Here is a 25756-nt window from a genome sequence, read left to right as displayed (position 1 = left end):
CCCGGACACAGACAAGGGGCGGAACGGGGGCAGGGCGATGAAGCTTCACGGATATTGGCGCACGCAACGACGATCACGGCGGTCGCGCCACCCTGAACTTCGCGTTCTGATCGCGAAGCCTCCAAGGCTGAACAAACGAACGGCGGTCCCTTCGGGGGCCGCCGTTTCGCTTTTGGCCCTGCCCCCCTGCTTCGACCTGCCACACAGGGCAGGGGCCGCCTGGCGCGCATTGTGCCATTGACCGGCAACCCCTTGCCTTCCTATCGGAACCCGCATGACCTTTGCCGCCAACTTCATGTCTGACAACGCCGCGGCGCCTTGCCCGGAAGTGTTGGCCGCGCTTGCCGCCGCCGCTCCAGCCCAGAACGCGGGTTATGACGGCGATGACTGGTCCCGCCGGCTCGATGCGCTGTTCACCACCCTGTTCGGGCGCGCATGCATGGCGCTGCCGGTCAGCACCGGCACGGCCGCCAATGCGTTGGCGCTGGCCTGCCTGGTGCCGCCGTGGGGCGCGGTGGCCTGCCACACCGAAGCGCATATCCATGTCGATGAATGCGGCGCGCCGGAATTCTATACTAGTGGAGCCAAGCTGATGCTGTGCGCCGGCGAACACGGCAAGCTGACGCCGGCCGGGTTGGATGTCGCGTTGGCCAGCCACCGCAACGATGTGCACCAGGTGCAGCTGAGCGCGCTTTCGATCACCCAGGCCACCGAATGCGGCACCGTCTACACCCCGGCCGAAATCGCCGCGCTCACCGCCCATGCCGCTGCAAAGGGCTGGCGTGTCCATCTGGATGGCGCGCGGTTCGCCAATGCCGTCGCGCAATTGGGCTGTAACCCAAGCGAAATGGCGGTGGGCGTCGATGCGATCAGCTTTGGCTGCATCAAGAACGGCGGACTTTCGGCCGAAGCGCTGGTGCTGTTCGATCTCAGCCTTGCTGATCAGTTGCGCTGGCGCCGCAAGCGTGCCGGGCAGATGCCCTCCAAGGGCCGGTTCAACGCGGCGCAGATCATCGCCATGGTGGAAAATGATGTCTGGCTGCGCAATGCCCGCGCCGCCAATGCCGGCGCGCAGGCGCTCGCCGCCGCCGCCAGCGATCGCCTGCTGCACCCGGTGCAGGCCAATGAAGTCTTCGTGCAACTCGCCCCCGGTGAACCCGACCGGCTGCGCGCCCAAGGTTTCAAGTTCTATGATTGGGGCGATGCCGGTTCGGGCGAAGCTCGGCTGGTGGTGAGCTGGGACACACCGGCCGCCCACGTCGAGGCACTGGCCCGCGCGCTGGCGTCGGGCTGATGGCAACGACGGAAGGCCGCTTCACCCCGCTGGCCTGGTTTGCCTTCATCGTCTGCACCCTGATCTGGGGCAGCACCTGGTTCGTGATCCGCACGCAGCTGGGTGAAGTGCCGCCCAGCTGGTCGGTGACCTGGCGTTTTGCGCTGGGCGCCGCCGTGATGTTCGGCCTGTGCCTGGTCAGGGGCAAATCCTTGCGGCTCACCGGCCGCCAGCATGGTTTTGCGCTGCTCGTCGCGATCAGCCAGTTCGTGCTCAACTTCAATCTCGTCTACCGGTCCGAACAATATCTCGCCTCCGGCCTGGTCAGCCTCACCTTCGCTTTCCTGCTCGTCACCAACACGGCGCTCTCGGCCGTCTTCCTCGGCCAACGCGTTACCGGCCGCTTCATGATCGGCAGCGCCATCGGCCTCGCTGGCGTCGCCCTGCTGTTTGCGCCCGATCTGGGCAAGCCTGGGGGTGAACAGATGGGCCTTGGCCTTGCCCTCGCGTTCGGCGGCGTCATCTCCGCCAGCGTTGCCAATGTGCTGCAGGCCACGCCGCAGGGCCGTGCGATGCCACTGGAAGCTGGCATCGCCTGGGCGATGGCGTGGGGCGCGCTGATCGATGGCGCGGTGGCGTGGGGCATTTCGGGCCCGCCGGTCATTTCGACGGCGCCCGTCTATCTAGCCGGCCTCGCCTATCTGGGCATCGCGGCTTCGGCAGTGGCTTTCAACCTCTATTACATCCTGATCCGCACCGTGGGGGCGGGGCCGGCGGCGTGGAACGGGGTGGCGGTGCCGGTGGTGGCGATGGCGCTCTCCACCGTGCTGGAAGGCTATCAATGGACCCTGACGGCCGTCGCCGGCATTGCGCTGGCGCTGATCGGCCTCGTCATCGCGCTGAAAGCCAAGCAAGCGTAATTTCCCCTACGTAACCGCCCCGATTCCACGGCCCGTCCGACCTGCCAATATCGGCGCGGGAGAGAGACGATGGTTTTCGGGAACAGCTGCAAGCAATGCGGTGTGCGTGGGCAGGCCCTGTGCGGCGTGCTGGCCGATGAGGAGCTGGCACCGCTGGCCGCCTGCGGTGTGCAGCGCAGCCTGGCGCGCGGCGAAACGCTTGTGCACGCCGGCGACAAAGCGCCGATTTGCGCCAATATCCAGCGCGGCCTGATGAAGATCAGCCATATCAATCCGGCCGGGCAGGAAGTGATCGTGGGCCTGTTATGGCCGGGCGATTTCGTTGGCACGCCCTTTGCCGGTGGCCAGCCGCTCCCGGCCACGCATGATATCGTGGCACTCACCCCTGTGAGCCTGTGCCAGTTTCCGCAAGCGCGTGTTGAACGCACCATGGTCGCGCATCCGGCGATGGAGCGCGCCCTGTTGAGCCGCACACTGGCCGAACTGGGTGCGGTGCGCACCCGGTTGAGCCGGCTGGCGCGGGCCACCGCCCTGGCCCGCGTTGCCGGCTTCATCACCGAAACCGCCCACCGCAGCGGCGTTGACGATGGCGAAACGGTGACCATCATCGAACTGCCGCTGAGCCGCGGCGAAATGGCCGATCTGCTCGGCCTGACCATCGAAACCGTCAGCCGCCAGATGACGCGATTGAAAAATGCCGGGGTGATCGGCCTGCCCGGCGGCCGCCGCGTGGAGATCCATGATCCCGACGCGCTGGCCGAAGCCGCCGAAGAACTTGTCTGAAGGGAGACAGACTGATGAAAACGATCCTTGTGCATATCGAAGGTGACGATGGCCAGGAGGCCAGGCTGAACGCCGCCTTCGATCTGGCCCGCGCCACTGGTGGCCATCTCGTCTGCCTGTCGGTGATGCCCTATGCTGCCTATGCGCTGGGCGATCCGGCGATGGGCGCCTTTCCAGTGACCACCCTGATCGATGCGGTGGAAGCCCGCCGCAAGGAAGAGCGGGTCGCGGTGGAAGCCCGGCTTGCCCAGGAAGGTGTCAGCTGGGAATGGCTATCGGCCGATGGCGATTCCAGCGATCGGCTGGTTGAATATGCGAGGCTCGCCGATGTGGTGATGATGAGCGCCGGGCCGTTCTCGCGCCAGGCCGCGTTGCAACTGGGGATCACCGGCGATGTCGCCATCCGTTCCCCGGCGCCGGTGCTGGCGGTGCCGCCCAACGCCCGCGGCATCACGGTGGCCGGCCCCGCCCTTGTCTGCTGGGATGGCGGACAGGAAGCAGCGCGGGCGCTGCGCGCGGCGCTGCCGCTGCTGGCCCTGAGCGAGGCGGTGACGTTGCTGACGGTGGAAGAGAAAGACACGGCCTTCGGTGTGCGCGCCGCAGCGGCCTTCCTGTCTCGCCATGGCATCCATGCCGATGTGGTGGAACGCGCACAGGGCAGTTCCAGCATCGAACAGGTGATCCGTTCGGTGGCGGCGGAACGGCAGGCGGCGTGGATCGTGCAGGGCGCTTATGGCCACAGCCGCATGCGCCAGATGCTGTTTGGCGGGGTTACGCGTGGGCTGTTGGCGGATGCGCCGGCACCAATCCTGATCGCCCATTGATCTGGATCAAGGCGAAGGCCAGCCGGGCTTGGCAGTTTCTTGAGGGACGCCCGGTGGCGGGCGCAGCTTGGGAGAGGGGAAATGAAATTCGAATTCCGCGAAGAGCATGGCGTGGCGATCGAAGGCGCCAAACAGGGCGTTCCTGCACCTGAACAAGGTGTAAGGCGACTGGATTTTGACTTGCCAAACAAACTCTTAGCACAACTGTTGGGGGCTGGAGCGGCTTATCTTTCCATCATGTATGTTGCGTTTCAGGCAGGCACCGGGCTTGGTTTGATCTTCGTGGTGTTCGGTCTGGTGCTGGTGGCCTATTATGGGTTGCCCTTGATGATGCAGCAGGCGTCGGGCCCCAACAAGGATGACGTCCCGCGCAAGGGAGCGTGGGGAATTGATACCGCCAGCGGCTATCTTTCAGGCCGGGCAGCCTATGCCCAGGTGATGACGGTGCCGTTGCTGATGGTGGCCTGGGCCATCTTCGTGGCCGTGATTACCTGATTTCCCCGTTTCAGGGGTTGGTTGTCGACCGGACTGCATCCTCCGTCTCCCACCCATCCTGCGGGGGGTGACGCCGGGCCGATCAACCAACGGAAGGCCGTCGACCCGGGCAGGGACGACGGCCTTCCTTCTTTCTGGTGTGTCACGCGGCCTTCGGCAGCGCCTGTGCCAGCCGCCACAGTTTCTCCGGCGTGGCCGGCATTTCCACCTGCTGGCCATCCAGCGCATCGATGATGGCGTTGATCACCGATGGCATGGCGCCAATCGTGCCAGCTTCGCCACAGCCCTTCACGCCAAGCGGATTGGTGGGCGAGGGAGTGTTGAGCGTTTCGAAGGCGACCGCCGGCGGCATCACGTCGGCGCGCGGGATGCCATAGTCCATCAGGCTGCCGGTGATAAGCTGGCCGGCCTCATCATAAACGATATTCTCCAGTACGGCTTGGCCCAGCCCTTGCGCGATGCCGCCGTGGATCTGGCCTTCCACCAGCATCGGGTTCACCAGCACGCCGAAATCATCGACCAAGCTGTAGCGTGTCACGGCGATCATGCCGGTATCCGGGTCCAGCTCGACTTCGGCGATGTGGCAGCCGTTGGGGAAGGTGGGCGCGGGCTTGGATTCCTTGGTGGTGTACCGGCTGCGGCCATCCAATGCGCCGGGGTGGCGGCTGGCGAGTTCGGCCCAGCTCAGCGTGGCATTGCTGCCGCGCGCCTTGAACAGGCCATCGCTGTAATCGACGTCGCTGCCCAGATCTTCACTGGCCAGCGCAGTGCCGCGGGCAATCATGTCGTCGGCACACACCAGCACGGCGCCGCCGCCGAACGCCATCGATCGCGAGCCACCAGTGCCGCCGCCCACCTCCATGCGGGTTGTGTCGCCCTGCACGATGCGGATCTGGTCCATCGGCACGCCGAGTTTCGCCGCAGCGACCTGCGCATAAACGGTTTCATGGCCCTGGCCGTTGGATTGGGTGCCGACCGACATTTCGATTGTGCCATCGGCCGCAACCCGCACATCGGCATGTTCCTCGGTGCCGCCACCGCCAGCGATTTCGACATAATAGGCAATGCCGCGACCGAGGCGCTTGCCGCGCTTGGCGGCTTCCGCCTTGCGCCCTGCGAAGCCGGCCCAATCGGCCACCTGCTTGGCGCGTTCCAGCACGGCGGGGAAATTGCCGATGTCGAAGGTGAGTCCCAGGCCGTTTTCGTGCGGCAGTTCGGCCGGCAGCAGCAGGTTGCGGCTGCGCATCTCGTCAACGCCGATGCCGATTTCACGGGCGGCGGCTTCGATCAGCCGCTCCATGATATAGGCCGATTCCGGGCGGCCGGCGCCGCGATAGGCATCGACCGGGGTGGTGTTCGTCACAACGCCGTGCACCAGATTGTGGATGGCCGGGATGCGATAGACGCCGCCCATGATGCGGCCGCCGGCCATCGTCTGGATCGCCGGGCCGAACTGCGCCTGATAGGCGCCCAGATCGGACCAGGTTTCCACCTTCAGCGCCAGAATGCGGCCTTGCGCATCAAGGGCCAGCGCGGCCTCGCTTTCCATGGCGCGGCCGTGGGTATCGGTCTGGAAGGCGTCGCTGCGCTCACCCGTCCACTTCACCGGGCGGCGCAAGTGACGGGCGGCATGCAGGCACAGCGCATATTCGGGGTAGAGGAAGCTCTTCATGCCGAAGCCGCCGCCGACATCGTGGGTGACAACGCGCATCTGTTCGATCGGCACTTGCAAGATGGCCTTGGCCAGCTCCCTGCGCATGGAAGCGACGCCCTGGCTGCCGGTGGTCAGCGTGAAGCCTTCGCCTTCGCTATATTCGCCCAGCGCGGCGCGCACCTCCATCGAGGTGGGCGCGATGCGGTTCTGGATGATCTTCAGGCGCGTCACATGTGTGGCGCCGGCAATGGCGGCATCGGCCGCCGCGCCATCGCCCACCTGCCAATCGAACAGGCTGTTCGACTTGGCTTCCGGCCAGATCAGGGATGCATCAGGCGCAAGCGCGGCAGCGATGCTGGCCACGGCGGGCAGTTCTTCATAATCCACGAAAATGGCTTCGGCACCGGCGCGGGCCGCCTCGCGGGTTTCGGCGACAACAAAGGCGACACCATCACCCACGAAGCGCACGCGATCATCGGCCAGCAGCACGCGCGGCGTTTTCACCTCACCTGACAGCGGCACCAAGCAGGGGATCGGGCCGTAACTTTCGACATCCTTGTGGGTGTAGACGGCGACGACACCCGGCACATCCAGCGCGGCCGACACGTCGATATCCTTGATTTCGGCATGGGCATGGGGGCTGCGAAGGGTAACGCCATACAGCATGCCGGGCCGCGACAGATCATCGGTGAAACGGCCCTGGCCGGTGAGCAGGCGGGCGTCCTCGACGCGGGTAATCGATTGGCCGGTGCCGAACTTCATGGGGCAGACTCCTCAAGGCAGGCCAACAGGCCGGCGTGATAATCGGGGTATAACAGCGAATAGCCAAGCTGCCTTTTCATGCGGCCATTGGCCACCCTGCGGCACTCGGCATAGAAGGCGCGGCCCATGGGCGACAGAGCAGCCTGTTCCAGCGGGATCAGCGGCGAAGGCTCCATCCCCAGCATCCGTGCGGCCGCGGCCGTGACCGCTTCGCCCGGCGCCGGCAGATCATCGGCGATGTTGTAAACGCCGGCCGGGCCGCCGTGCATGCTGGCCAGCACGCTGCCTGTAATATCATCGACATGGATGCGGCTGAACACATGGCCGGGCAGATCGATGCGGGCGACCGGCCCCGCGCGCAGCCGATCAAGCGCGGAACGGCCGGGGCCATAGATGCCGGGCAGGCGGAACACGCGGGACTCAGCGTGCAGCGCCTCCCACTGCTCATCGGCCAGGTTGCGCCCGCCGCGGCGACCCTGGCGCGGGCTGGCTTCGTCCACCCAGGCCCCGCCGGCATCGCCATAAACACCTGTGGAGGAAAGATAGCCGATCCATTTCGCCGGTGCTCTGGCCAGTGCGTCGCCGTGCGCGACCAGCACCGGATCGCTGCCGTCACTTGCGGGCGGGACCGAAGACAAGATGTGCGTGGCGCTGGCGATGACGTCCGGCAATTCCGCACTGTCCAGGGTGAGCACACCCGGGCCGGGGCGCGAGCGCACCGCAGTCAGCGCAAAGCCCGCCGCTTGCGCCGCCTGGGCGATCATACCCGCGCTGTACCCAAGGCCAAGAACCAGCAGATGCATGGCACCTGTCTAGGCCACGACGCGGGCAGGCGCCAGCGCTGCCGGCCTATTTGATGTCCGATGCGTCCAGATGCTCCGCCTTCCAACGCATGGCGGTGATCACGCGGGTGTGGCCGCTGGGATGATCAAAGAAGATCACCTCTTCTAACGGCGAGGGTTCGATCTTGCGATATTGCGACAGCTTCATCGCAATGCGGGCAAAGCCATCGGGCGCGCGGGCGGCATTGAGGCCGAAAACATCGGCTTCCTGTTCCTGCACGCGGATCATACTGTTGGTGATCGGCGTGCCCAGAAAAAACACAAGGCTGATCACGAGGGTCAGCGCCGGCAACACGCCGGGATCGGCCATGCCCTCGATCCCCCAGCGCCCGCCAAAGCGTGTCAGCAACCACGGTGTGCCCACCGCCACCACCGCCAGGCTGACCGCGATGAGCAGCGCAACGGTGATGATCAGTTTCCACATGTGATTGAGCACATAATGGCCCAGCTCATGCGCCATCACCGAGCGGATCTCGTGAATGTCCTGCTTCATCAGATTGTCGTTCAGCGCGATGCGGGTGGTGCCGAACAGGCCTTTGACATTGGCGGAGATGCGATCCGATTGGCGGCTGGCATCAACCAGATAGACATTGTCGGCCGGCACGCCATTGGCACGCGCCAGCTTGAGCACTTCGGTCTTCACCGGGCCATCGGGCAGCGGTGTGTAGTCATTGAACAACGGATCAAGATAGACCGGCGCCAGCGTGATCGTGACCATCATCACCCCGATGGTCAGGCCGGCGCCGCCCAGCCACCAATTGCGCGGGAAATGGCGAATGGCTGCGTGCACGCCCATCCACAGCAGCGCCGCCAGCAGCGTATCGACCGCAATGAAGATCAGCTGCTCGCCGCCCCATTCGGCAAAGCCTTGATTCGACAGGCCATAGGCATGTTCGCGGAAGAAGTCGGTGTAGAGGACATAGGGCGCGGTGATGATGGTGATCAGCAGCAGATAGGGCACGGCAAACAGGAAAGCGGCGAGCAACGGACCCGCCTTGCTGCGCGCCCAGCGCGACAGCCGCGCCGCCCAGCCCAGGCGCAAGACGATCAGATTGGCCACCAGTGTGACGAGAAATTCCGCCAGGATCAGCCAGTAGCCACCCTCGAAATAGGCATCGGATTTCGCCCGCGCCGCGCCCTTCAGGGTCGCCATATAGGCCTGTGTGGCCAGTTCCGGATCAAATGCCATGGTGTCTCCTGTTGGCGTCTGTATTGCATGAACAATACAGATAGACAAGCTTGTGCCGCGGCCACACCGCTGACCCGCCGCTTTTGCACAGCTTGCCGCACCCCGCAGCCATGCCACCATCCGCACATGCTCAGCCGCGCCGACGATTATCCCATCCACCAGACTCCGGAGCCGATCGCGGTTTCAGGGACGGACCGCAATTTCTATGATCGCTATTTCTTCAGCGCGCAGGCGCCGGATGGCGGTGCGGTGGTGGGCGTGGCGATGGGCATCTACCCGCACCTCAACATCATCGATTGCGCGGTTTCGGTTCTGGCAGGCGGCCAGCAACACAGCCTGTTCGCCAGTCGCATCCTCCACGGCGAGCGCATGGATCTGCGCGTTGGCCCGGTCACGCTGGAGGTGGTTGAACCGCTGCACAAACTGCGTCTTGGCATTGCGCCCAACGACACCGGCATCGCCGGGGAACTGCTCTTCACCGGCCGCGCCGCGCCGATCCTGGAGCCGCGCTTCATCCGCCGCATCGGCACACGCACCATCATGGACGTGACGCGCATGACGCAGGGCGGCCAGTGGAGTGGGCAGATCAGCGCCGCTGGGGTGGCGCATGATCTCACCGGTTGGCGCGGCACTCGCGATCGCAGCTGGGGTGTGCGCCCGATTGGCGCGGCCGATCCGCAAACCCCGCAGCCGGCAATCCCGCCGCAATTCTTCTGGCTGTGGACGCCGACGGCCTTCGATGATTGGCACCTGTTCTTCCATTCGAACGACGATGAACATGGCCGGCCGTGGAACCGTGCCGGCGTGCTGGTGCGTCTGAAGGACGGCGCCGAATTCCCGCTGGAAGACCCGCGCATGGCGCTGGCCTTCCGCCCCGGCAGCCGCCACGCTGGTGCCGCGCGGCTGGAGGCGCGTCTGCAGGATGGCCGCCCGGTGACGGTGGATTTCCGCATCGGCGACAATTTCATGATGCGCGGCATTGGCTATGGCCACCCGGTGCGCGGGCACGGGATGTTCCAGGGGCCGGAGGTCGTTGCGCACGAGGTGATTGATCTGGCCGGCGTCGATCCGGCCAACCCGATGAACGCCCATGTGCAGGGCCTGAGCGAGGCCAGCCTGTCGATCGGCGGTGCGGCTCCGCTCGTGGGGCGCGGCCTGTTCGAGCAACTCGCGATCGGCCCGCACGCACCGTCGGGTTTCAAGGAGCTGTTCGACCTTGCCGGCTGAACATCTCGTCCGCTTCCTGTCGACACGCTGGGGGGAAACGGTCAGCATCACCGGCCTGAAGCGTTTCCACGGCGGCTCGGCGCGGCAGACCTATCGCTTTGATGCCACGGGCGCATCGGGCCGGTGCGAAGCGTTGGTGCTGCGCCGCGACCCGCCGTCGAGCCTGATCGAGACCGACCGGCTGGCCGAATATCGCGCCATCCAGTGTTTCGCCGGGACCGATGTGCCAGTGCCCGAACCCGTGTTCTGCGACGAAGGCCCGGAAAGCTTTGGTTCGCCCGGGTTTCTCATGCGCGAAGTGCCAGGCGGTGCAGCGGCTGGCCTGCTTGAACCCGAACCCTATGGTGATCATGCGGCCGCCATCGGTCGGCAATTCTTCACCGCCTTGGGCCACATCCACGCCGAGGATCCGGGCAAGGCGGGATTGCCCGCCATGGCGCCGGCTGATGCCGCATCGGCGCGGCTGGCGCACTGGAAGGCGGCCTTTGACGCCGATGCCTTCCGCCCGGAACCGCTGCTCGATGCCGCCTTCCGCTGGCTGGCCGCCAATCTGCCGCCGCCGCCGCCGCGCATCAGCATCGTGCATGGCGATTATCGCTCCGGCAATTTCCTGCATGACGGGGCTGGCAGGCTGCTGGCCGTGCTGGATTGGGAAATGGTCCACCCCGGCGATGCGCACGAGGATCTTGCCTGGGCATGCGATCCCTTGTGGTCGAACTTCTCCGGCCGGCCCGCTGCCACGCTGCCGCTGGCCGAAGCCATTGCGACATGGGAAGCCGCCTCCGGCCTGAGGCTCAACCCCGAAAGCTGGCGCTGGTGGCGGTTGTTTGCGCAGGTGCAGGGGCTGGTGATCTGGATCAGCGCCGCGCGCGAGATCATCGATGGCCGCAGCCATGATCCGGTGCTGATGTTCGCCGGCACCATCCCCTATCGCTTCCACACGCTCACCCTGGCGCAATCACTGGAGGCCGTCCTGTGAGCCTGCCGCTGCCCGCCCTGCTCGCCGCTTTGGCCAACGCCCAGGCCAATGAAGTGGCGCCCGCACTGCAATTGCTCGGGCAGGCTGAAGCGCCTGATGCCAATTATGCCGGCGGCACCGCGGCGACATCCGCCCTGATCCTGATGATCGCGGCGGCGGAAACGGCGGCCAGGCCGGCCCGCGAAGCTGCCTGCGCCGATGCGGCTCGCCCGCTGCTGGGCACTGCCGCGGATGGCCGTGATACCCGGGCAGTGGCGCTGGGCGCGCTGTTGGCACAAGGCGACAGACATGCGTTGGCTTTGCTGAAAGCCGAAGCCGCCGCCGAGTGGCAGGTGCTGGCCGGGCTGATGCTGCCGCCGCCTGTTCCCGTGGAGTAGCACCAGAAACCGCTTCCCCTTGGCACCCCTTTCGCGCACCATGGGTGCATGCTTGATGCCCGAACCAACCCGCCGCTGGCCGAAGTGCGCCTGACGGATTACCGCGAGCCAGATTGGCTGGTGCCGCAGGTGGAGCTTGATTTCCGGCTGGATAATGTTCGCACCGTGGTGAAGGCCCGGCTGCAGGTGCAGCGCAATGGCACCCACAATCGCCCGCTGGTGCTGGATGGCCACGCGCTGGAAACCACCGCCATCCGTATTGATGGCGTGGGCGTGGCGGCCTGGCCAAATGGCGATACACTCACCTTGCTGATTGCCGGTGACAGCGCGGTGGTGGAAACCGAAGTCGTAATCCACCCGCAGCGCAACACGCGGCTGATGGGGCTTTATGCCAGCGAAGGCCGGCTGGTGACGCAGTGCGAGGCGGAAGGCTTCCGTTCCATCACCTGGTTCCCCGATCGACCCGATGTCTTGTCCCGCTACACAGTGCGGCTGGAGGCGGACAAGGCGCAGTTTCCGGTGCTGCTGTCCAACGGTGATCGTGGCGCGTCACAGGATCTGCCCGGCGGCCGTCACGACATCAGCTGGACCGATCCCTGGCCCAAGCCCGCCTATCTGTTCGCGCTGGTCGCCGGGCAGTTGAGCGCGCTGGAAGATGAATTCACCACCGCCAGCGGCCGCCATGTGAAGCTCGCGATCTGGACGGCGGCGGGCGATGTGTCGCGCTGCGACCATGCGATGGCGGCGCTGAAGGCCAGCATGGACTGGGATGAGCGCATCTATGGCCGCGAATATGATCTGGACGAATTCAACATCGTCGCCGTGGCTGATTTCAATGCCGGCGCGATGGAGAACAAGGGCCTCAACATCTTCAATTCGAAATATATTCTGGCCGATACCGAAACTGCCACCGATCAGGATTTCGATGCGGTGGCCGGGGTGGTGGCGCATGAATATTTCCACAATTGGACCGGCAATCGCGTCACCTGCCGCGACTGGTTCCAACTCAGCCTGAAAGAAGGGCTCACGGTTTTCCGTGACCAGCAGTTCAGTGCCGATCAGGGCAGCGCCGCGGTGCGCCGCATCGATGATGCGCGGGCGCTGCGCGCCGTACAGTTCCCCGAAGATGCCGGGCCCTTGGCGCACCCGATCCGTCCCGATCATTATATCGAGATCGCCAATTTCTACACCGCGACCATCTACAACAAGGGCGCCGAGGTGATCCGCATGCTGCACACGCTGCTGGGGGCCGAAGGCTTCCGGCGCGGTGCGGATCTGTATTTCGAGCGTCACGATGGCCAGGCCGTCACCTGCGAGGATTGGGTGAATGCGATGGAAGATGCGGGTGGCGTCGAGCTGGGCCAGTTCCGGCGCTGGTATGAACAAGCCGGCACGCCGCGCGTTACAGTCGATCTGCGCCAGGCGGGTGGCCGTGTGGAAGTGACCCTGCGCCAGTCGCTGGCCGCCACGCCGGGCCAGCCACACAAGATGACCATGCACATGCCGTTCCGCCTGGCGCTGATAGGTCGCAGCAGCGGCAAGCGCATCGGCGAGGAGCTGGTGGTGCAGCTGAAGGAGGCTGTCACCCACATCACCTTCGACGCAGTGGCCGAACCGGTGCTCCCCAGCCTCAACCGCGGCTTTTCGGCGCCGGTGGTGGTGGAGGCCGAGACAGCCCGCGCTGATCTCGCCTTCCTGGCTGCCCATGATGATGATCCGTTCGCGCGCTGGGAAGCGTTCCAGCGCCTGGCCCTTTCGGTACTCTCCACCGATGATGATCCGGCCGAGCTGGTGACGGCGGTGCGCGGCACGTTGCAGGACCCCGGCCTTGATGCCGCCTTCAAGGGTGAGGCGGTGCTGCTGCCGACCGAGGCTTTCATCGGCGATGCTGCGGAAACTGTGGAGGTAGAGGCCATCCACCGCCGCCGTGATGCCGCGCGCATGGCCATCGCCCAGGGCCTTGAGGAGCAGTGGTGGCAGACCTATGCGCACGCCACGGCAGCGCTTAGCGCTGATCCGGCGGCGCTCACCCCGGAAGCCAAGGGCGCCCGCCGGCTGGCCAATGTCGCGCTGGGCTATCTGGTCACCGCCGGTTCGGAACAAGCCTTTGCGGCCGCCCGCCGCCAGTACGACACGGCCGCGACCATGACCGATCGCATGGGCGCGATGACGGCGCTGGTGAACAGTCCCTCGGTTGAGCGCGAAGCCGTGCTGGCGGATTTCCACCAGCGCTTTGCCAGCAATCCCGACGTGATCGACAAATGGTTCAGCGTGCAGGCGCTGGCCAACCGGCCCGACGTGCTGGACAATGTGAAGGCGCTGATCGGCCACCGCGATTTCACCATCGTCAATCCCAACCGCCTGCGCAGCCTGATCGGGGCCTTCGCGGCCAATCAACGCTGGTTCCACAATGCCGATGGCGCCGGCTATCGCCTGCTCGCCGATCAGTTGATCGCGGTGGACCGCGTCAACCCGCAGAGCGCCGCCCGGTTGGCAGTGCCGCTGGGTCGCTGGCGCCGGTTCGATGCCGCCCGCAGCGCCCTGATGCGCGGCGAACTGGAACGCATCGCCGGCACTGCCGGCATGTCGAAGGACGTGCTGGAAATGGCGTCGCGGGCGTTGACGTGACATACGGAGCGCCGCCGCTCCCGCTGTTCTTCCACCCCGATTACGCGCCGCCGCTGCCGCCGGGGCATCGGTTTCCAATGAGCAAATATGCCCTGCTGTTGCCTGAACTGGCTGCGCGCGGGCAGGCGGTGGATCCGCGCGATCCGCCGTTGATGCCGGTGGAGTGGCTGTATGCCGTGCATGATCAGGCCTATGTCGATGCCGTGCTCGCCGCCGCCGTGCCGCCCGACATGGAACGCCGCATCGGGCTGCCTGTTACCCCCGCCGTCGCCCGACGCACGCGGCTGGTGGCCGGCGGCACCTACGCGGCGGCCCTGCATGCGCTCGCCCACGGCTGGGCCGCCAACGGCGCCGGTGGCAGCCATCATGCCGGTCCCGACGGTGGTGCCGGTTATTGCGTCACCAATGATCTCGCCATCGCCGCCAACCGGCTGGTGGCCGAAGGCGCCGCGCGCTGCATCCTGATCGTAGATTGCGACGTGCACCAGGGCGATGGCACCGCCCGCATCATGGCCGGGCGCTGTGACATCATCACGCTCTCCATCCATGCCGAAAAGAATTTCCCGGTGCGCAAGGCGCGCTCCACCCATGATATCGGCCTGCCCGACGGCACTGGGGACGCGGATTATTTGGCGGCGCTGGAACCGGCGCTCAGCGCGCTGCTCGCCCGGCATCGACCGCAGTTGGTGTTGCATCAGGCCGGCGTCGATCCGCACCGCGACGACCGGCTCGGAAGGCTGGCACTGACAGATGATGGCCTCGCCGCCCGCGAGGCGTTGGTGGCGCGGCTTGCGGCGCGGGCCGGGGCAGCGCTGGCGGTCACGCTGGGCGGCGGCTATGCTATTGATCCGGCCGACGTTGCCCGCCGCCATGCGCTGGCGCTGACGGCGAGTTGGCAGGCGTGGAGTGCCCGCGCGAGGGATGCGGTCGCCTGATCGCGTAAGGCCAATGTGAAGATGGAAGCACCCGCGCCCGGATCAGCTCCTCCCGCCGCCACCTTGGCGACGGTGCTGATGCTGCGCGTTGCGGATGGCGACAGCGCCGCCTTCACCCAATTGGTGCGCCTGCTCGAACGCCCGGCGCTGGCGCTGGCGTTTCGCACGCTGAATGACCGCGCCGGAGCCGAGGATGTCTGCCAGCAGGCCTTTACCCGGTTGTGGACACACGGGCCCCGCTTCGATCCGGCGCGTGGCTCGGCTGAGGCCTGGTTCCGCCGCATCCTCGTCAATCTCTGCCTTGATCGCCGCCGCGCCATCCGCCCGGTGCAGCCATTGGATGCCGCTGCCGAACTGGCCGATCACCGCCCTGATCCTGAAGCCGCTGCCATCCGCGCCGATGGCCATGCAAGGCTGGAGCTGGCGATGGCCCGCCTCAATCCGCGCCAGCGCCTGGCGCTCAGCCTGTTTCATGGCGACGGGTTCAGCATGGCCGAAATCGCCGATCAGATGGACACCACCGCCAAGGCCGTCGAGGGATTACTCGGCCGTGCCCGTAATGAATTGCGAACCCTGATGAACGAAAGCCCACGCTCGTGACCGCCGTCCCAACCCCCGAAACCGATCTGGATGCGCTGCTTGGCCAGTGGGCCGCGGCGCCGATGGAAGGTGCGTCGGTTGATGTTGCCGCCATCCTGGCGCAGCCGCAGTTGCGCGATGCACCGCGCCGCGCGGCCCCCGCCTGGCGTCCGGCCCTGATGGCTGCCAGCCTGGCGCTGGTGGTCGCCGTTGGCAGCTGGATCGGCCTGTCTGATCGTTTTGCGTCCCCCCCAACGCAGGATGCTGTTGTCTCGCCGTCGGCCGAGGCAGGAGCGGGCGAGGCCGAAGCCTTTGCCCTGGTATTCACGCCGACGGCTGCCGAGGAAGACCTGATATGACCCCCAAGACGCTGCTGCTGGCGGCGCTGATCGCCGGCCCGCTGTTTACCGCCCCCGCTTTTGCCCAGCCGGTGCCCCCCGCGCCGCCGGCTGCGAACCGCGCTGGCCCTCACCATGGCGCTGGTCCCAAGATGGGCCAAATGGGCGCCCGCATGTTCCCTTCCATGAGCGAGGCTGGTCGCAAGACCATGCACGAAGCCATGATGGCCGGCGGCAATCGCCGTGACGACCGCCAGAAGGTGGAAGCCGCGCGCGAAAAGATGCTGGCCGCGTTGGAGGCCGAGCGTTTCGATGCCAGTGCCGTCAAGCGCGCCATGGATGAAGAGCGCAGCCTGGCCGATGCAACCCGCCAGCAGCGTCAGGCCGCCATGCTGGCCGCCTTCCAGAAATTGAGCCCCGAAGACCGCAAGGCCTTCGTGACCGACAGCCGCGCCATGAAAACGCGGATGCAGGGCCGCATGGATGGCTGGCGCGACCGCGTTCGCCGTCTACGTAGCGACGGTGAAGCACGCCCGATGCCGGCGCCGACCGCGCAGCCGATGGAAGGCTGATCCACACCCCTCCCGAATGGGGCTTCAGCCCCGCATCTCAGGCCCGCCAGCCCGTCTGGCGGGCCACTTCGTTCCAGACGAGTTCTGCCAGCCGCCGCACCACCGGGCCAGTGCTGCCACTGCCCACTGCAGTGCCGTCGATGCGCACCACCGGCAGGATCGGGGCGGTGGTGGAGGTTAGGAAGGCCTCGTCGGCCGCCAGGGCTTCAGCCAGCGTGAACGGCCGTTCTTCCACCACCAGTTGCGCCGCGTGCGCCAGCCGGATCAGGCTGTCCCGCGCGATGCCGGGCAGGATTGCCGTGCCCACAGGGTGGGTGATGGTGCGGCCATCTTTGACGATCCAGGCGTTGGTGCTGCTGCCTTCGCGCACCGTCTCCCCGCTCACCAGCCACGCCTCGAACGCGCCGGCCTGTTTGGCGGCCTGCTTGGCCAATACGTTGGGCAGCAGGCCGGTGGTCTTGATGTCTACCCGGCCCCAGCGCGTATCGGGCTGAGTGATGACAGCAATGCCGGTTTCCAGCTGACGCAGACGCTGGGCGAAATCAAAGCGCCGCACGGTCATCACCAGATTGGCCGGCGCTGCGCCCGGAAACGCATGATCGCGCTTCGCCGTGCCGCGGCTGACCTGCATGTAGATGATGCATTCGGCATGGCCGTTGGCCGCAATCAGCCGCCGCGCCTGCAGGGTGAGCGGGCCATCGGCGATGTCCAGCACGATGCCCAGTTCCGCCAGATTGCGGCGCAGGCGAACGAGGTGCGGGTCCCAATCAAGGATGCGCCCGTTCATCACCGCGCACACTTCATACACGGCATCGCCGAACTGGGTGCCGCGATCCTCGATATGCAGGCTGGCGTCGGCCAGCGGCAGGATGCGCCCGTTGACATAGGCCAGTTGCGGCATGGTGTTGCGACCCCGGTGACTTGATGATGGGAAGCGTCTAGCGGCTGACGCTCCTGATTGTCGAGAGAGACACGATGACCATCCAGCTTGTCTGGTTCCGCAACGATCTGCGCCTCGCTGATCACGCCGCCCTGATCGCCGCTGCCGCACGTGGCCCGGTGGCGGCGGTGTATGTGCTGGATGATGAGACGCCGGCAGCATGGCGCATGGGTGCAGCGCAACGTTGGTGGCTGCATCACAGCCTCACAAGCCTGTCGCGCAGCATTGCTGAACGTGGCGGCCAGCTGATCCTGCGGCGTGGGCGGGCTGGGCCAATCGTGCAGGCGCTGGCCGCAGAGTTAGGCGCCGAAGTGCACACGCTGATCCATCATGAGCCGTGGGCTGCGGTACAAGTGGCAGAAGCGGGCGCGGTAACCGAGCATCTCGGCGTCACGCTGGCACCGCCTGAAAGCGTCTTGAGCGGCACCGGCGGGCGCTATCGCATCTTCACGCCGTGGTGGAAAAAGCTGCTCGAACAGATGCCGCCACCGCGTCCACGCCCGGTGCCGGAATTGCGCTGGGCCGATGCGAGCGCCATCGCCAGCGATGATCTCAGCCAATGGGGCATGCTGCCGACGACGCCGGATTGGTCGGGCGGGTTCAGCGACTGGCAGCCGGGCGAAATCGGTGCGGCGGCACGGCTGACCGACTTTGCCCGGCGAGCCGCCCGTTATGACGCCGCGCGCAATCTGCCTTCAGTGGAGGGCACCTCGCGCCTGTCCCCGCATCTGGCGCTGGGCGAAGTCTCCCCAAACACCGCTTGGCACGTGATTGCCGATGCGGTGGGCGAGGGCGTTGCCGAGCCTTATTTGCGCGAACTGGGCTGGCGCGATTTTGCCGCCAACATCATCGAGCAATTCCCCGATCACGGCGACGCGCCCAACCGCGACGCCTTCAATCACTTTCCCTTCATCGATGATCCGGCGGGCCTTCATGCCTGGCGCCACGGCCAGACCGGCTATCCCATTGTCGATGCCGGCATGCGGCAATTGTGGGCCACGGGCTGGATGCACAACCGGGTGCGCATGATAACGGCCAGCTTCCTGGTGAAGCACCAGCTTATCGATTGGCGCCACGGCGAACGCTGGTTCTGGGATTGCCTGGTCGATGCCGATTACGGCAGCAACGCGCAGGGCTGGCAGTGGGTGATGGGATCGGGCGTCGATTCATCGCCCTTCAACCGCATTTTTGCCCCCATCGGTCAAAGCGCCAAGTTCGACGCTGCCGATTATATCCGCCGCTGGGTGCCGGAACTGGCCAAACTGCCCGACGATCTGATCCACGCACCGTGGGACGCCGGGGTGCCGCTGATCCGCGCTGGCGTGAAGCTGGGCCGGGATTATCCGGCGCCGATCGTCAATCACGAAGCCGCCCGCGCTCGCGCGTTGCAAGCATTTGCAGTTGCGAGGGGGCGGCCGTGAAAGCGGGTTAAGCCAGATCGAACACCAGCGCTTCGGCACCTTCGTCCGACGACAGCGCCAGTTCGGCGGCATCTTTTACCGCCAGGCCATCGCCCTGCTTCAGCGCGTGGCCGTCCACCACCAGGCTGCCACGCGCCACCTGCACCAAGGCATGGCCGCGCGACACGGGCGCGCTCAGCGTGCCGCCAGGCGCCAGCACGGCGCGGCTGATGCTGGCGTCGCTGTGGATGGTGACGGCGCTTTCCGGCGCTTCCGGAGCGGCGATCACGTCCAGCCGCGATACGCCGTCCGCCACCTGCGGCAACGTCTTCTGCTCATAGCCAGGCGCAATACCTTGGCTGTTGGGCAGCAGCCAGATCTGCAGCAAATGCACCGGATCGGTTTGGCTGGCATTGAACTCGCTGTGGCGGATGCCGGTGCCGGCGCTCATGCGCTGGGCTTCGCCGGGGCGGATCACGGCGCCGCTGCCGATGCTGTCGCGGTGTTCCAGTGCGCCATCCAGGATGTAGGTCACGATCTCCATATTGTCGTGCGGGTGCGTCGGGAACCCGCCACCGCCGGCAATGCGATCCTCGTTGATCACGCGCAGCGCCCGGAAACCCATGATCTTGGGATCATAATAGTTGCCGAACGAGAAACTGTGCGTCGCCTTCAGCCAGCCATGATCGGCGCGGCCACGGTCTTCAGATTTGCGGTGCAGATAGGTGGGCATGTCATTGTCTCCGGTTGGAGTGGATGCAGCCGATATGGGGGCGGGCGCAAGGCCTGCCAGATGCGGCGCTGTCGCAGCAGCCATATCAGAAGGGAATGACTTCGCCCTGCCAGTCGAGCAGCAGGCCGGAGTGCGCCGGTATGGCTTGATCGATCACACGCAGCAGATGGCGGGCTGATTCCTCGGGCGTGAAGAGCGTCCTCACGCCCTTCTGGAACGGTTTGGACAGGCCGGAATCGACCGTGCCGGGGTGCAGGGCGAGCAGGATCTGCTCCGGGCTGCGCCGCGTCTGTTCTATGGCCATGGTGTGGATCAACTGGTTGAGCGCCGCCTTGGACGCACGATAGCTGTGCCAGCCGCCGAGCCGGTTGTCGCTGATCGAGCCAACCCGGGCCGACAGCGCCGCCAGCACCGTCTTGCGGCCTTTGGGCATCAGCGGCAGCACGGCGCGGGCGATCAGCGCCGGGCCGATGGTATTGATGGCAAAGGCGGTGGAGAGCGCCTCTGCAGAAAGCTGGTTGTTGGCCCTTTCGGGCGCAAGTCCCGCCCCGTGCAGGACGCCGGTGGCGATGAACACCAGATCGGGCGCGACGGTTAGGGCAGCGGCGGCGCGCTCGATGCTGGCGGGATCGGTGAGGTCAACGCCGCCGCTGCGGCTCCAGCGCGTGACGCTGGCCACGGCTGGATCGGCATCAAGCAAGGCCGCAAAGGCGCCACCGATGCCACCGGTGGCGCCGACGATCAGCGCAGTGAGGCCTGGTTGGAAACTGGGGAGAAGGGTCATGCCCACCGCTTAGCGCGGCAGCAGTGCGGGGTCAGAGGTCGCGTGGTCGCAGGCGCAATTGCTGCGGGCCGATCAGTCCTTTTCCATCGTGCACTGCAGCGGGTGCTGGTGCTGACGGGCGAAATCGATGACCTGGTTCACCTTGGTCTCGGCCACTTCATAGGTGAAGATGCCGCACACGCCCACGCCGCGCTGGTGCACGTGCAGCATCACCCGCGTCGCATCCTCAATGCTCATCTTGAAGAAGCGCTGCAGGGTGAGGACGACGAATTCCATCGGGGTGTAATCGTCGTTCAGCATCAGCACCTTGTACAGTGCTGGCTTGGCCGTTTTGGCGAGCGGCTTGGTGGCCAGGCCCACGCCGGTGCGGCCGCCGCCGCCACTGCCAGCGTCGCGCTCTTCATCGGTCATGCGCGGATCAAGGCCTGCCAGCATCAAGGAAATTCCGGAGGGTAAAGGCGAGCAATCCACCCCTATATAGCAAAAAATACTCGCGAAAAAAGGGGCGCTGCCGTCACAGCCGGCCCAAGCGAAAGGGGCGAGCAACCATGCCGGCCGCTCGCCCCTTGCTGTTGCAGGCCGCCCGTCAGACAGGCGGCGCGCTTGTGTGCCAGAACTTACTTGGCAGTCCAGGCCGACTTCAGCTTGTCGGTGGCGACTGCCATCTGGTTCTGCATCGGCTCCATCACTTCGCCAGCCAGCTTGACCATCATTTCGGTCATCTTGCTGTACTGAGCGACGGCTTCGTCGAACTGGGTCTTGGCGAATTCGCTCTGCAGCTGCATCAGATCGTTCGGGGTCTTGGCCGAGGCCAGGGTCTTCACCATGGCCGAGGTATCTTCGAACGACTTCTTCGACGCTTCGGTCAGGTGCGTCATCAGCTGCTCGACGCCGGTCGTGGCGGCCTTGGCCGAAACCATCAGCGCATCGACGTTGGCGCGGGTCATTTCGCCCATCTCGTCCATGCTCTTCATGCTGGCTTCGACGGCTTCCTTCGACTTGGCGGTCACCTGCTCCATGGCAGCCTTGCCGTTGCTGAGTGCAGCTTCGGCCTGGGTGCTGAGCTGGGTGACGGCAGAGCGAACAGTGTCCTGGGTGGATTCAAAGGCAGTGGCCATGATCGGTTCCTTTCGTGCGGAATCAGAAGAGAGGGAAGTGGAGGTAATCGGAGGGACAGCCGCGACGGGCGCCACATCGGCAGGTTCCGGCGTGAACGGCACCCTGGCGGGGGCAGGTGCCACCACAGGTTCCGGTGCCGCGGCAGTTTCAACCACCACTTCGGCCACGGCAGGTTCCGGCGCAGAATCGATGGTCAGGGCTACAGCCTTTGGTGCAGGCGCCGCCGCAGCCGGCGCGTTTGCCTTCACCGGCGCACGCTTGGCGGCAGGTTTGGACTTGGGCGCTGAGGTCTTGGCGGTCATCTGTGTCTCCGGCTTGCTGCAATGCAACATATGCAGATGCCGCCCCGGATTCAAGAGGCCGTATGTTGCGGTGCAGCAAATTTCCGCCGGTGCTGATCAGCTCCAGCGCAAACCTTTGTTATCACTGAAAAGAGTCTTGCCAGCCCGCGCGGCCGTGGCCACCAGCATCGCCGCCACGGCGCTGCGGTTGTCGCTGGCCGGGGCGCCGGCAAACACGGCGGCCACCGAATCAGGCCAGGCGCAGCCCTGCGGCACCTCCACCCCATCATGTGTGACCACCAGCGCCCGCATCCGGTTCAGATCCGCCACCAGCATGGCACAGCCGGCCACAAGCGGGGCCATGCCATCGATGGCATCGCTGGAAAATTGCCAATCAACGCTGGTGCCATCCAGTCCGGCCATCACCAGCTTGCCCAGTGGAGCGCCCGCCATGGCGTTTTCGCCGACACCCAGCGCGAGGCGCACCAGCCGGAGCCGCCCGGTCAACCGCTGCGCGCCCGACATGATCAACTCGTTGATCTCGGCATCGGGCGTCTCATCGTCCAGCAACTCACTCGCTGTCATCACGCTGGCGATCGGCGTTGCCAGATCATGGCACAGCCAGCGCACCACCCAATGGCTCAAGTCGCTCATCGCACCACCCCCGGTTCGGCGGAAGGATCCTGGACCCCGCCATCGTCTCGCATCATCAGGCCCAGCGCGATCAGGCGGCCATCGCCATCCTGCGCCAGCTCGAAGTCCAGCCGCTGCCCCGGCTGCAATTGCACCAGCCCTGCAGCATTCACCGCGGACACATGCACGAACACATCACGCGGCCCCAGATCAGGTGTGATGAAGCCATAGCCCTTCTTGCCATCAAACCACTTCACTTCGCCACTGGCCATCACGCCACCTCGATGGCGATGGGCTGGAATGTGGCCGGACCGGGACCAGTGGCATGCGGCACCCACGCGGTGACCTCGCCGCCAGCGATGATCAGCCAGATCTGGCCATTCTCCGTCGCGCGGGCGGCATCGCGGGTCGACGGCGCGGTGCGGCCGTTGGGGTGGCTGTGCCAATGGCCGATCACCTGGCGGCCCTGGCCCCGCGCCGCGCGGTGCGTGGCAAGCAGCGTGGCCGGATCAATCTCGAAACTGCGCGCCGGATCGGCTGCAACATTGCGGGCGGGCACAAGGCTTTCCACCCGGCCAGCCCCATCCCTGTTCTGCCCGAGCAGCAGCCCGCACACTTCCGCTTGCGGGGAGGCGGCTGCTGCTTCCAGCAAAATCTGCCGATCCCCGCTTGATATCTGCAACTTCATGCCAACATCGCTAGGCTATGGGGGCTGAAAAGTCGATATTGATCACCTTGCCGGCCACGGCGGCCGGCCAGCGCTTGGACAAGGCGCTGGCCGAAGCCGTGCCGCTGTACAGCCGTGAGCGCCTGAAGAACCTGGTGCAGGGCGGGCGCCTGTCCGGCCCGGCTGGAGTGATCTGGGATCCGGCCACCAAGATGAAGGGCGGCGAGGCGCTAACGCTGGACGTGCCCGAAGCCCGCCCATCGGACACCGTCGCCCAGGATATCCCGCTCACCATCGTTCATGAAGACGATCATCTGCTGGTGGTGGACAAGCCGGCCGGGCTGGTCGTGCATCCCGCCGCCGGCAATTATGATGGCACCATGGTCAACGCGCTGCTGCACCGTTGCGCCGGGCGGCTTTCGGGCATCGGCGGGGTGGCGCGGCCGGGCATCGTTCACCGCATCGACAAGGACACATCGGGGCTGCTGGTCGTCGCCAAGACGGACAAGGCCCACGAAGGCCTCGCCGCGCAATTCGCCCGCCACGATGTCGATCGCCGCTACACCGCCGTTGTTGGTGGCGTGCCGGTGCCGCCCGCCGGCCGCATCGAAGGCGCGCTGGCGCGCAGCACGGCCAACCGCCAAAAGATGGCGATCGTGAAGGATGGCCGCGGCAAGCATGCCATCACCCATTTCCGCACCGTGGCGGCCTTTGACGGCGCAGCGCAAGTGGAATGCCGGCTGGAAACGGGCCGCACCCACCAGATCCGCGTTCACATGGCGTCCATCGGCCATGCCCTATTGGGTGATGCCGTGTACGGACGCACCCCTGGCAAGCTGGCTCCTCTGCTGAAGGATCTGGCCTTTGAGCGGCAAGCCCTGCACGCCGCGACACTGGGGTTTGTGCATCCCGTGACCCAAGAAAAGCTTTGTTTCGAAAGCCCCCTGCCAGCCGATATGGTGGCGTTGATCGGTCGCCTTGATGGGACCGGACTGGAGTGACACGATGAGTTCAAATCTTCCCGCCGTGAAGCAGACCAGCATTCCTTCCCTGGGCTCGGAAGCCGGGCTGAACCGCTATCTGGCCGAAATCCGCAAGTTCCCGCTGCTGGCGCCGGAACAGGAATATATGCTGGCCAAGCGCTGGGCCGAGCATCAGGACCCGGCGGCCGCCACCAAGCTGGTGACCAGCCACCTGCGGCTCGTGGCGCGCATCGCCATGGGTTATCGCGGCTATGGCCTGCCGGTGAACGAGCTGATTGCAGAAGGCAATATCGGCCTGATGCAGGGCGTGCGCAAATTCGATGCCGAAAAGGGCTTCCGCCTCGCCACCTATGCCATGTGGTGGATCAAGGCGGCGATTCAGGAATATATCCTGCGCAGCTGGAGCCTGGTGAAGATCGGCACGACGGCGGCCCAGAAGAAGCTGTTCTTCAACCTGCGCCGCCTGAAGGGCAAGATCGGCGCGGTGGAGGATGGCGATCTGCGCCCCGAACAGGTTGAACATATCGCCACCACGCTGGGCGTGAATGAAGACGAAGTCGTCTCGATGAACCGGCGCATGGGCCATGGCGGTGACGCCAGCCTCAACACGCCGCTGCGCGAGGAAGGCGAAGGCCAGTGGCAGGATTGGCTGGCCGATGATGGCCCGCTGGCCGACGAACTGCTGGCCGACAGCGAAGAGCGTGACCAGCGCCACACGTTGCTGGTGACCGCGATGGCGAGCCTGAACGAGCGCGAGCGCGACATTCTCACCCAGCGCCGCCTGATCGACGAGCCGGAAACGCTGGAGGAGTTGAGCCAGCGCTACAGCATTAGCCGCGAGCGCGTGCGCCAGATCGAGGTGCGCGCGTTTGAAAAGCTGGCCAAGGCGATGCAGGAAGCCGCGACCGAACAGCGCTTGCTGCCGGAACAAGTCTGAGCGCCTGTTTGGCCGTGCGGCGGGCCGGCCTAGCGGCGCTTTTCCGCCACCCCGGCGTCGCATCCTTGCCTCGATGCGCAAGACATCGCGGCTGCGGCTGCTCCTTGTGGTGACGAAAAATCGCTCGCTATCCCAACCCTTCGCACGCCCAAACAAGCGCTAACACATTGACGACCACGCCCGACTGGCGGCAGATGCAGCCATGATCGGGCGCGCCATCGGATTTCTTGTCAGCTGGTTCTTCCGGGTGCTCGGGGCTGTTTTCGTGCTCAGCCTGATCTGGGTGATCGCCTATCGCTTCCTGCCGCCGCCAATGACCTGGCTGATGGCGCGCGATTCCGTGGATGGCCGGAAGGTGCAATATACGTGGGTGCCCCTCACCGCCATGTCACGCAGCCTGCCGCGCGCCGTGATCGGGGCGGAAGATGCCAATTTCTGCTATCACCACGGCATTGATTTTGAAGCCGTGAAGGCGGCGGCGCAGGCCAATTACCAGGGCCGCAAGCTGCGCGGTGGTTCCACCATCAGCCAGCAGACCGCCAAGAACGCCTTTCTGTGGCCGGGCCGATCCTATGTGCGGAAGGGCCTGGAAGCCTATTTCACCGGCCTCATCGAGATTTTCTGGGGCAAGCCGCGCATCATGGAAGTCTATCTCAACATCGTCGAGATGGGCCCGGGCATCTACGGCATGCCGGCGGCCTCGAAACATTATTTCGGCACCACCGTCGATCGCCTGAGCCCCAAGCAGGCGGCTCGGCTGACCGCCATCCTGCCGCAGCCGATCAAGCGCAGCGTGGCCAAGCCATCGAAGTCCGTGCGCCGCTACGCCCGCCGTATCGAACGGCGGGTGAAGGTGGTGCGCGACGAGGGGATTGATACCTGCCTGTGGAAGTGACGGGCGG

28 protein-coding genes are annotated in these 25756 nt (G+C 65.8%); 17 read left to right on the top strand and 11 right to left on the bottom strand.

Annotated features, from left to right (window positions below):
- Positions 1-274: 274 nt before the first annotated feature.
- The 5 genes from G566_RS0108005 to G566_RS15385 all read left to right on the top strand — a co-directional run bounded on the left by G566_RS0108005 (position 275) and on the right by G566_RS15385 (position 4295).
- Positions 275-1294 (top strand): threonine aldolase family protein, encoded by a 1020-nt coding sequence (locus tag G566_RS0108005; RefSeq protein WP_022680157.1) that lies wholly within the window; start codon positions 275-277, stop codon positions 1292-1294.
- Positions 1294-2193 carry a DMT family transporter gene (locus G566_RS0108000; RefSeq protein ID WP_022680156.1) on the top strand — a complete coding sequence of 300 codons (900 nt, stop codon included), beginning with the start codon at positions 1294-1296 and terminating at the stop codon, positions 2191-2193. The genes G566_RS0108005 and G566_RS0108000 overlap by 1 nt, the downstream gene beginning before the upstream one ends.
- Positions 2194-2262: 69 nt before the next feature.
- Positions 2263-2976, top strand: coding sequence for a Crp/Fnr family transcriptional regulator (locus tag G566_RS0107995; RefSeq protein ID WP_022680155.1), 714 nt, complete (start codon positions 2263-2265; stop codon positions 2974-2976).
- Between the two features lie 14 nt (positions 2977-2990).
- Positions 2991-3800 carry a universal stress protein gene (locus tag G566_RS0107990; RefSeq protein WP_022680154.1) on the top strand — a complete coding sequence of 270 codons (810 nt, stop codon included), beginning with the start codon at positions 2991-2993 and terminating at the stop codon, positions 3798-3800.
- 81 nt (positions 3801-3881) lie between these two features.
- Positions 3882-4295: a hypothetical protein gene (locus G566_RS15385; RefSeq protein WP_156874462.1), complete on the top strand. Its 414-nt coding sequence runs from the start codon at positions 3882-3884 to the stop codon at positions 4293-4295.
- 142 nt (positions 4296-4437) lie between these two features.
- Here the strand turns inward: G566_RS15385 and G566_RS0107980 are convergent, their stop codons facing one another.
- From G566_RS0107980 to G566_RS0107970, 3 genes are read right to left on the bottom strand one after another with little or no spacing between them, the layout of a single operon-like run.
- Positions 4438-6711, bottom strand: a complete 2274-nt coding sequence (locus tag G566_RS0107980) for a xanthine dehydrogenase family protein molybdopterin-binding subunit (RefSeq protein WP_022680152.1) — start codon at positions 6709-6711, stop codon at positions 4438-4440.
- On the bottom strand, positions 6708-7514 hold the full coding sequence (locus G566_RS0107975; protein ID WP_022680151.1) for a Rossmann-fold NAD(P)-binding domain-containing protein: 807 nt from the start codon (positions 7512-7514) through the stop codon (positions 6708-6710). The genes G566_RS0107980 and G566_RS0107975 overlap by 4 nt, the downstream gene beginning before the upstream one ends.
- Positions 7515-7560: 46 nt before the next feature.
- Entirely contained in the window at positions 7561-8742 is a 1182-nt protein-coding gene (locus tag G566_RS0107970) for a M48 family metallopeptidase (protein WP_022680150.1), read from the bottom strand.
- A 126-nt stretch (positions 8743-8868) separates the two neighbouring features.
- Here G566_RS0107970 and G566_RS0107965 point away from each other — a divergent pair, with 126 nt between their 5' ends.
- From G566_RS0107965 to G566_RS0107930, 8 genes are all read left to right on the top strand, one after another.
- The gene (locus tag G566_RS0107965) at positions 8869-9969 is read left to right on the top strand and encodes an Rv3169 family protein (protein WP_022680149.1); all 1101 of its coding nucleotides are present in this window, start codon (positions 8869-8871) and stop codon (positions 9967-9969) included.
- Positions 9959-10948, top strand: coding sequence for a phosphotransferase family protein (locus tag G566_RS0107960; RefSeq protein ID WP_022680148.1), 990 nt, complete (start codon positions 9959-9961; stop codon positions 10946-10948). The genes G566_RS0107965 and G566_RS0107960 overlap by 11 nt, the downstream gene beginning before the upstream one ends.
- Positions 10945-11325 carry a hypothetical protein gene (locus G566_RS0107955; RefSeq protein WP_022680147.1) on the top strand — a complete coding sequence of 127 codons (381 nt, stop codon included), beginning with the start codon at positions 10945-10947 and terminating at the stop codon, positions 11323-11325. The genes G566_RS0107960 and G566_RS0107955 overlap by 4 nt, the downstream gene beginning before the upstream one ends.
- A gap of 48 nt (positions 11326-11373) precedes the next feature.
- Positions 11374-13953, top strand: a complete 2580-nt coding sequence (gene pepN / locus G566_RS0107950) for an aminopeptidase N (RefSeq protein ID WP_022680146.1) — start codon at positions 11374-11376, stop codon at positions 13951-13953.
- A gap of 77 nt (positions 13954-14030) precedes the next feature.
- Positions 14031-14888: a histone deacetylase family protein gene (locus tag G566_RS0107945; protein WP_022680145.1), complete on the top strand. Its 858-nt coding sequence runs from the start codon at positions 14031-14033 to the stop codon at positions 14886-14888.
- Between the two features lie 21 nt (positions 14889-14909).
- On the top strand, positions 14910-15488 hold the full coding sequence (locus G566_RS13910) for an RNA polymerase sigma factor (RefSeq protein WP_084706814.1): 579 nt from the start codon (positions 14910-14912) through the stop codon (positions 15486-15488).
- Positions 15485-15826 (top strand): hypothetical protein, encoded by a 342-nt coding sequence (locus G566_RS0107935; protein WP_022680143.1) that lies wholly within the window; start codon positions 15485-15487, stop codon positions 15824-15826. Before G566_RS13910 ends, G566_RS0107935 begins: the two co-directional genes overlap by 4 nt.
- On the top strand, positions 15823-16377 hold the full coding sequence (locus G566_RS0107930; protein WP_022680142.1) for a periplasmic heavy metal sensor: 555 nt from the start codon (positions 15823-15825) through the stop codon (positions 16375-16377). The genes G566_RS0107935 and G566_RS0107930 overlap by 4 nt, the downstream gene beginning before the upstream one ends.
- A 37-nt stretch (positions 16378-16414) precedes the next feature.
- Here G566_RS0107930 and G566_RS13905 read toward each other — a convergent pair whose 3' ends face one another.
- Entirely contained in the window at positions 16415-17278 is an 864-nt protein-coding gene (locus G566_RS13905; protein ID WP_040605516.1) for a D-amino-acid transaminase, read from the bottom strand.
- A gap of 74 nt (positions 17279-17352) precedes the next feature.
- Here G566_RS13905 and G566_RS0107915 point away from each other — a divergent pair, with 74 nt between their 5' ends.
- Positions 17353-18738, top strand: a complete 1386-nt coding sequence (locus tag G566_RS0107915) for a cryptochrome/photolyase family protein (RefSeq protein ID WP_022680139.1) — start codon at positions 17353-17355, stop codon at positions 18736-18738.
- 7 nt (positions 18739-18745) lie between these two features.
- Here G566_RS0107915 and G566_RS0107910 read toward each other — a convergent pair whose 3' ends face one another.
- From G566_RS0107910 to G566_RS0107880, 7 genes are all read right to left on the bottom strand, one after another.
- Positions 18746-19450, bottom strand: coding sequence for a pirin family protein (locus tag G566_RS0107910; RefSeq protein ID WP_022680138.1), 705 nt, complete (start codon positions 19448-19450; stop codon positions 18746-18748).
- Positions 19451-19535: 85 nt separating this feature from the next.
- On the bottom strand, positions 19536-20234 hold the full coding sequence (locus G566_RS0107905) for an SDR family NAD(P)-dependent oxidoreductase (RefSeq protein ID WP_022680137.1): 699 nt from the start codon (positions 20232-20234) through the stop codon (positions 19536-19538).
- Positions 20235-20306: 72 nt separating this feature from the next.
- Complete coding sequence (gene clpS / locus G566_RS0107900) at positions 20307-20669, bottom strand: ATP-dependent Clp protease adapter ClpS (RefSeq protein WP_022680136.1); 363 nt, start codon at positions 20667-20669, stop codon at positions 20307-20309.
- Positions 20670-20851: 182 nt separating this feature from the next.
- The gene (locus G566_RS14790) at positions 20852-21655 is read right to left on the bottom strand and encodes a phasin family protein (protein WP_022680135.1); all 804 of its coding nucleotides are present in this window, start codon (positions 21653-21655) and stop codon (positions 20852-20854) included.
- A gap of 96 nt (positions 21656-21751) precedes the next feature.
- Entirely contained in the window at positions 21752-22288 is a 537-nt protein-coding gene (locus G566_RS0107890; RefSeq protein WP_022680134.1) for a hypothetical protein, read from the bottom strand.
- Positions 22285-22539: a cold-shock protein gene (locus G566_RS0107885; RefSeq protein ID WP_022680133.1), complete on the bottom strand. Its 255-nt coding sequence runs from the start codon at positions 22537-22539 to the stop codon at positions 22285-22287. Before G566_RS0107885 ends, G566_RS0107890 begins: the two co-directional genes overlap by 4 nt.
- On the bottom strand, positions 22539-22955 hold the full coding sequence (locus G566_RS0107880; RefSeq protein ID WP_022680132.1) for a M67 family metallopeptidase: 417 nt from the start codon (positions 22953-22955) through the stop codon (positions 22539-22541). The genes G566_RS0107885 and G566_RS0107880 overlap by 1 nt, the downstream gene beginning before the upstream one ends.
- A gap of 17 nt (positions 22956-22972) precedes the next feature.
- Between G566_RS0107880 and G566_RS0107875 the strand changes: the two genes are divergently transcribed.
- The 3 genes from G566_RS0107875 to mtgA all read left to right on the top strand — a co-directional run bounded on the left by G566_RS0107875 (position 22973) and on the right by mtgA (position 25749).
- Positions 22973-23935 carry an RluA family pseudouridine synthase gene (locus G566_RS0107875; RefSeq protein ID WP_022680131.1) on the top strand — a complete coding sequence of 321 codons (963 nt, stop codon included), beginning with the start codon at positions 22973-22975 and terminating at the stop codon, positions 23933-23935.
- 4 nt (positions 23936-23939) lie between these two features.
- On the top strand, positions 23940-24854 hold the full coding sequence (gene rpoH, locus G566_RS0107870; protein ID WP_022680130.1) for an RNA polymerase sigma factor RpoH: 915 nt from the start codon (positions 23940-23942) through the stop codon (positions 24852-24854).
- Positions 24855-25056: 202 nt separating this feature from the next.
- On the top strand, positions 25057-25749 hold the full coding sequence (gene mtgA, locus G566_RS0107865; protein ID WP_022680129.1) for a monofunctional biosynthetic peptidoglycan transglycosylase: 693 nt from the start codon (positions 25057-25059) through the stop codon (positions 25747-25749).
- Positions 25750-25756: the final 7 nt, after the last annotated feature.

Origin of the sequence: Sandarakinorhabdus limnophila DSM 17366 (assembly GCF_000420765.1) — a bacterium.
Classification (GTDB): Bacteria; Pseudomonadota; Alphaproteobacteria; order Sphingomonadales; family Sphingomonadaceae; genus Sandarakinorhabdus; species Sandarakinorhabdus limnophila.
This window is presented reverse-complemented; position numbering and strand designations above follow the sequence as displayed.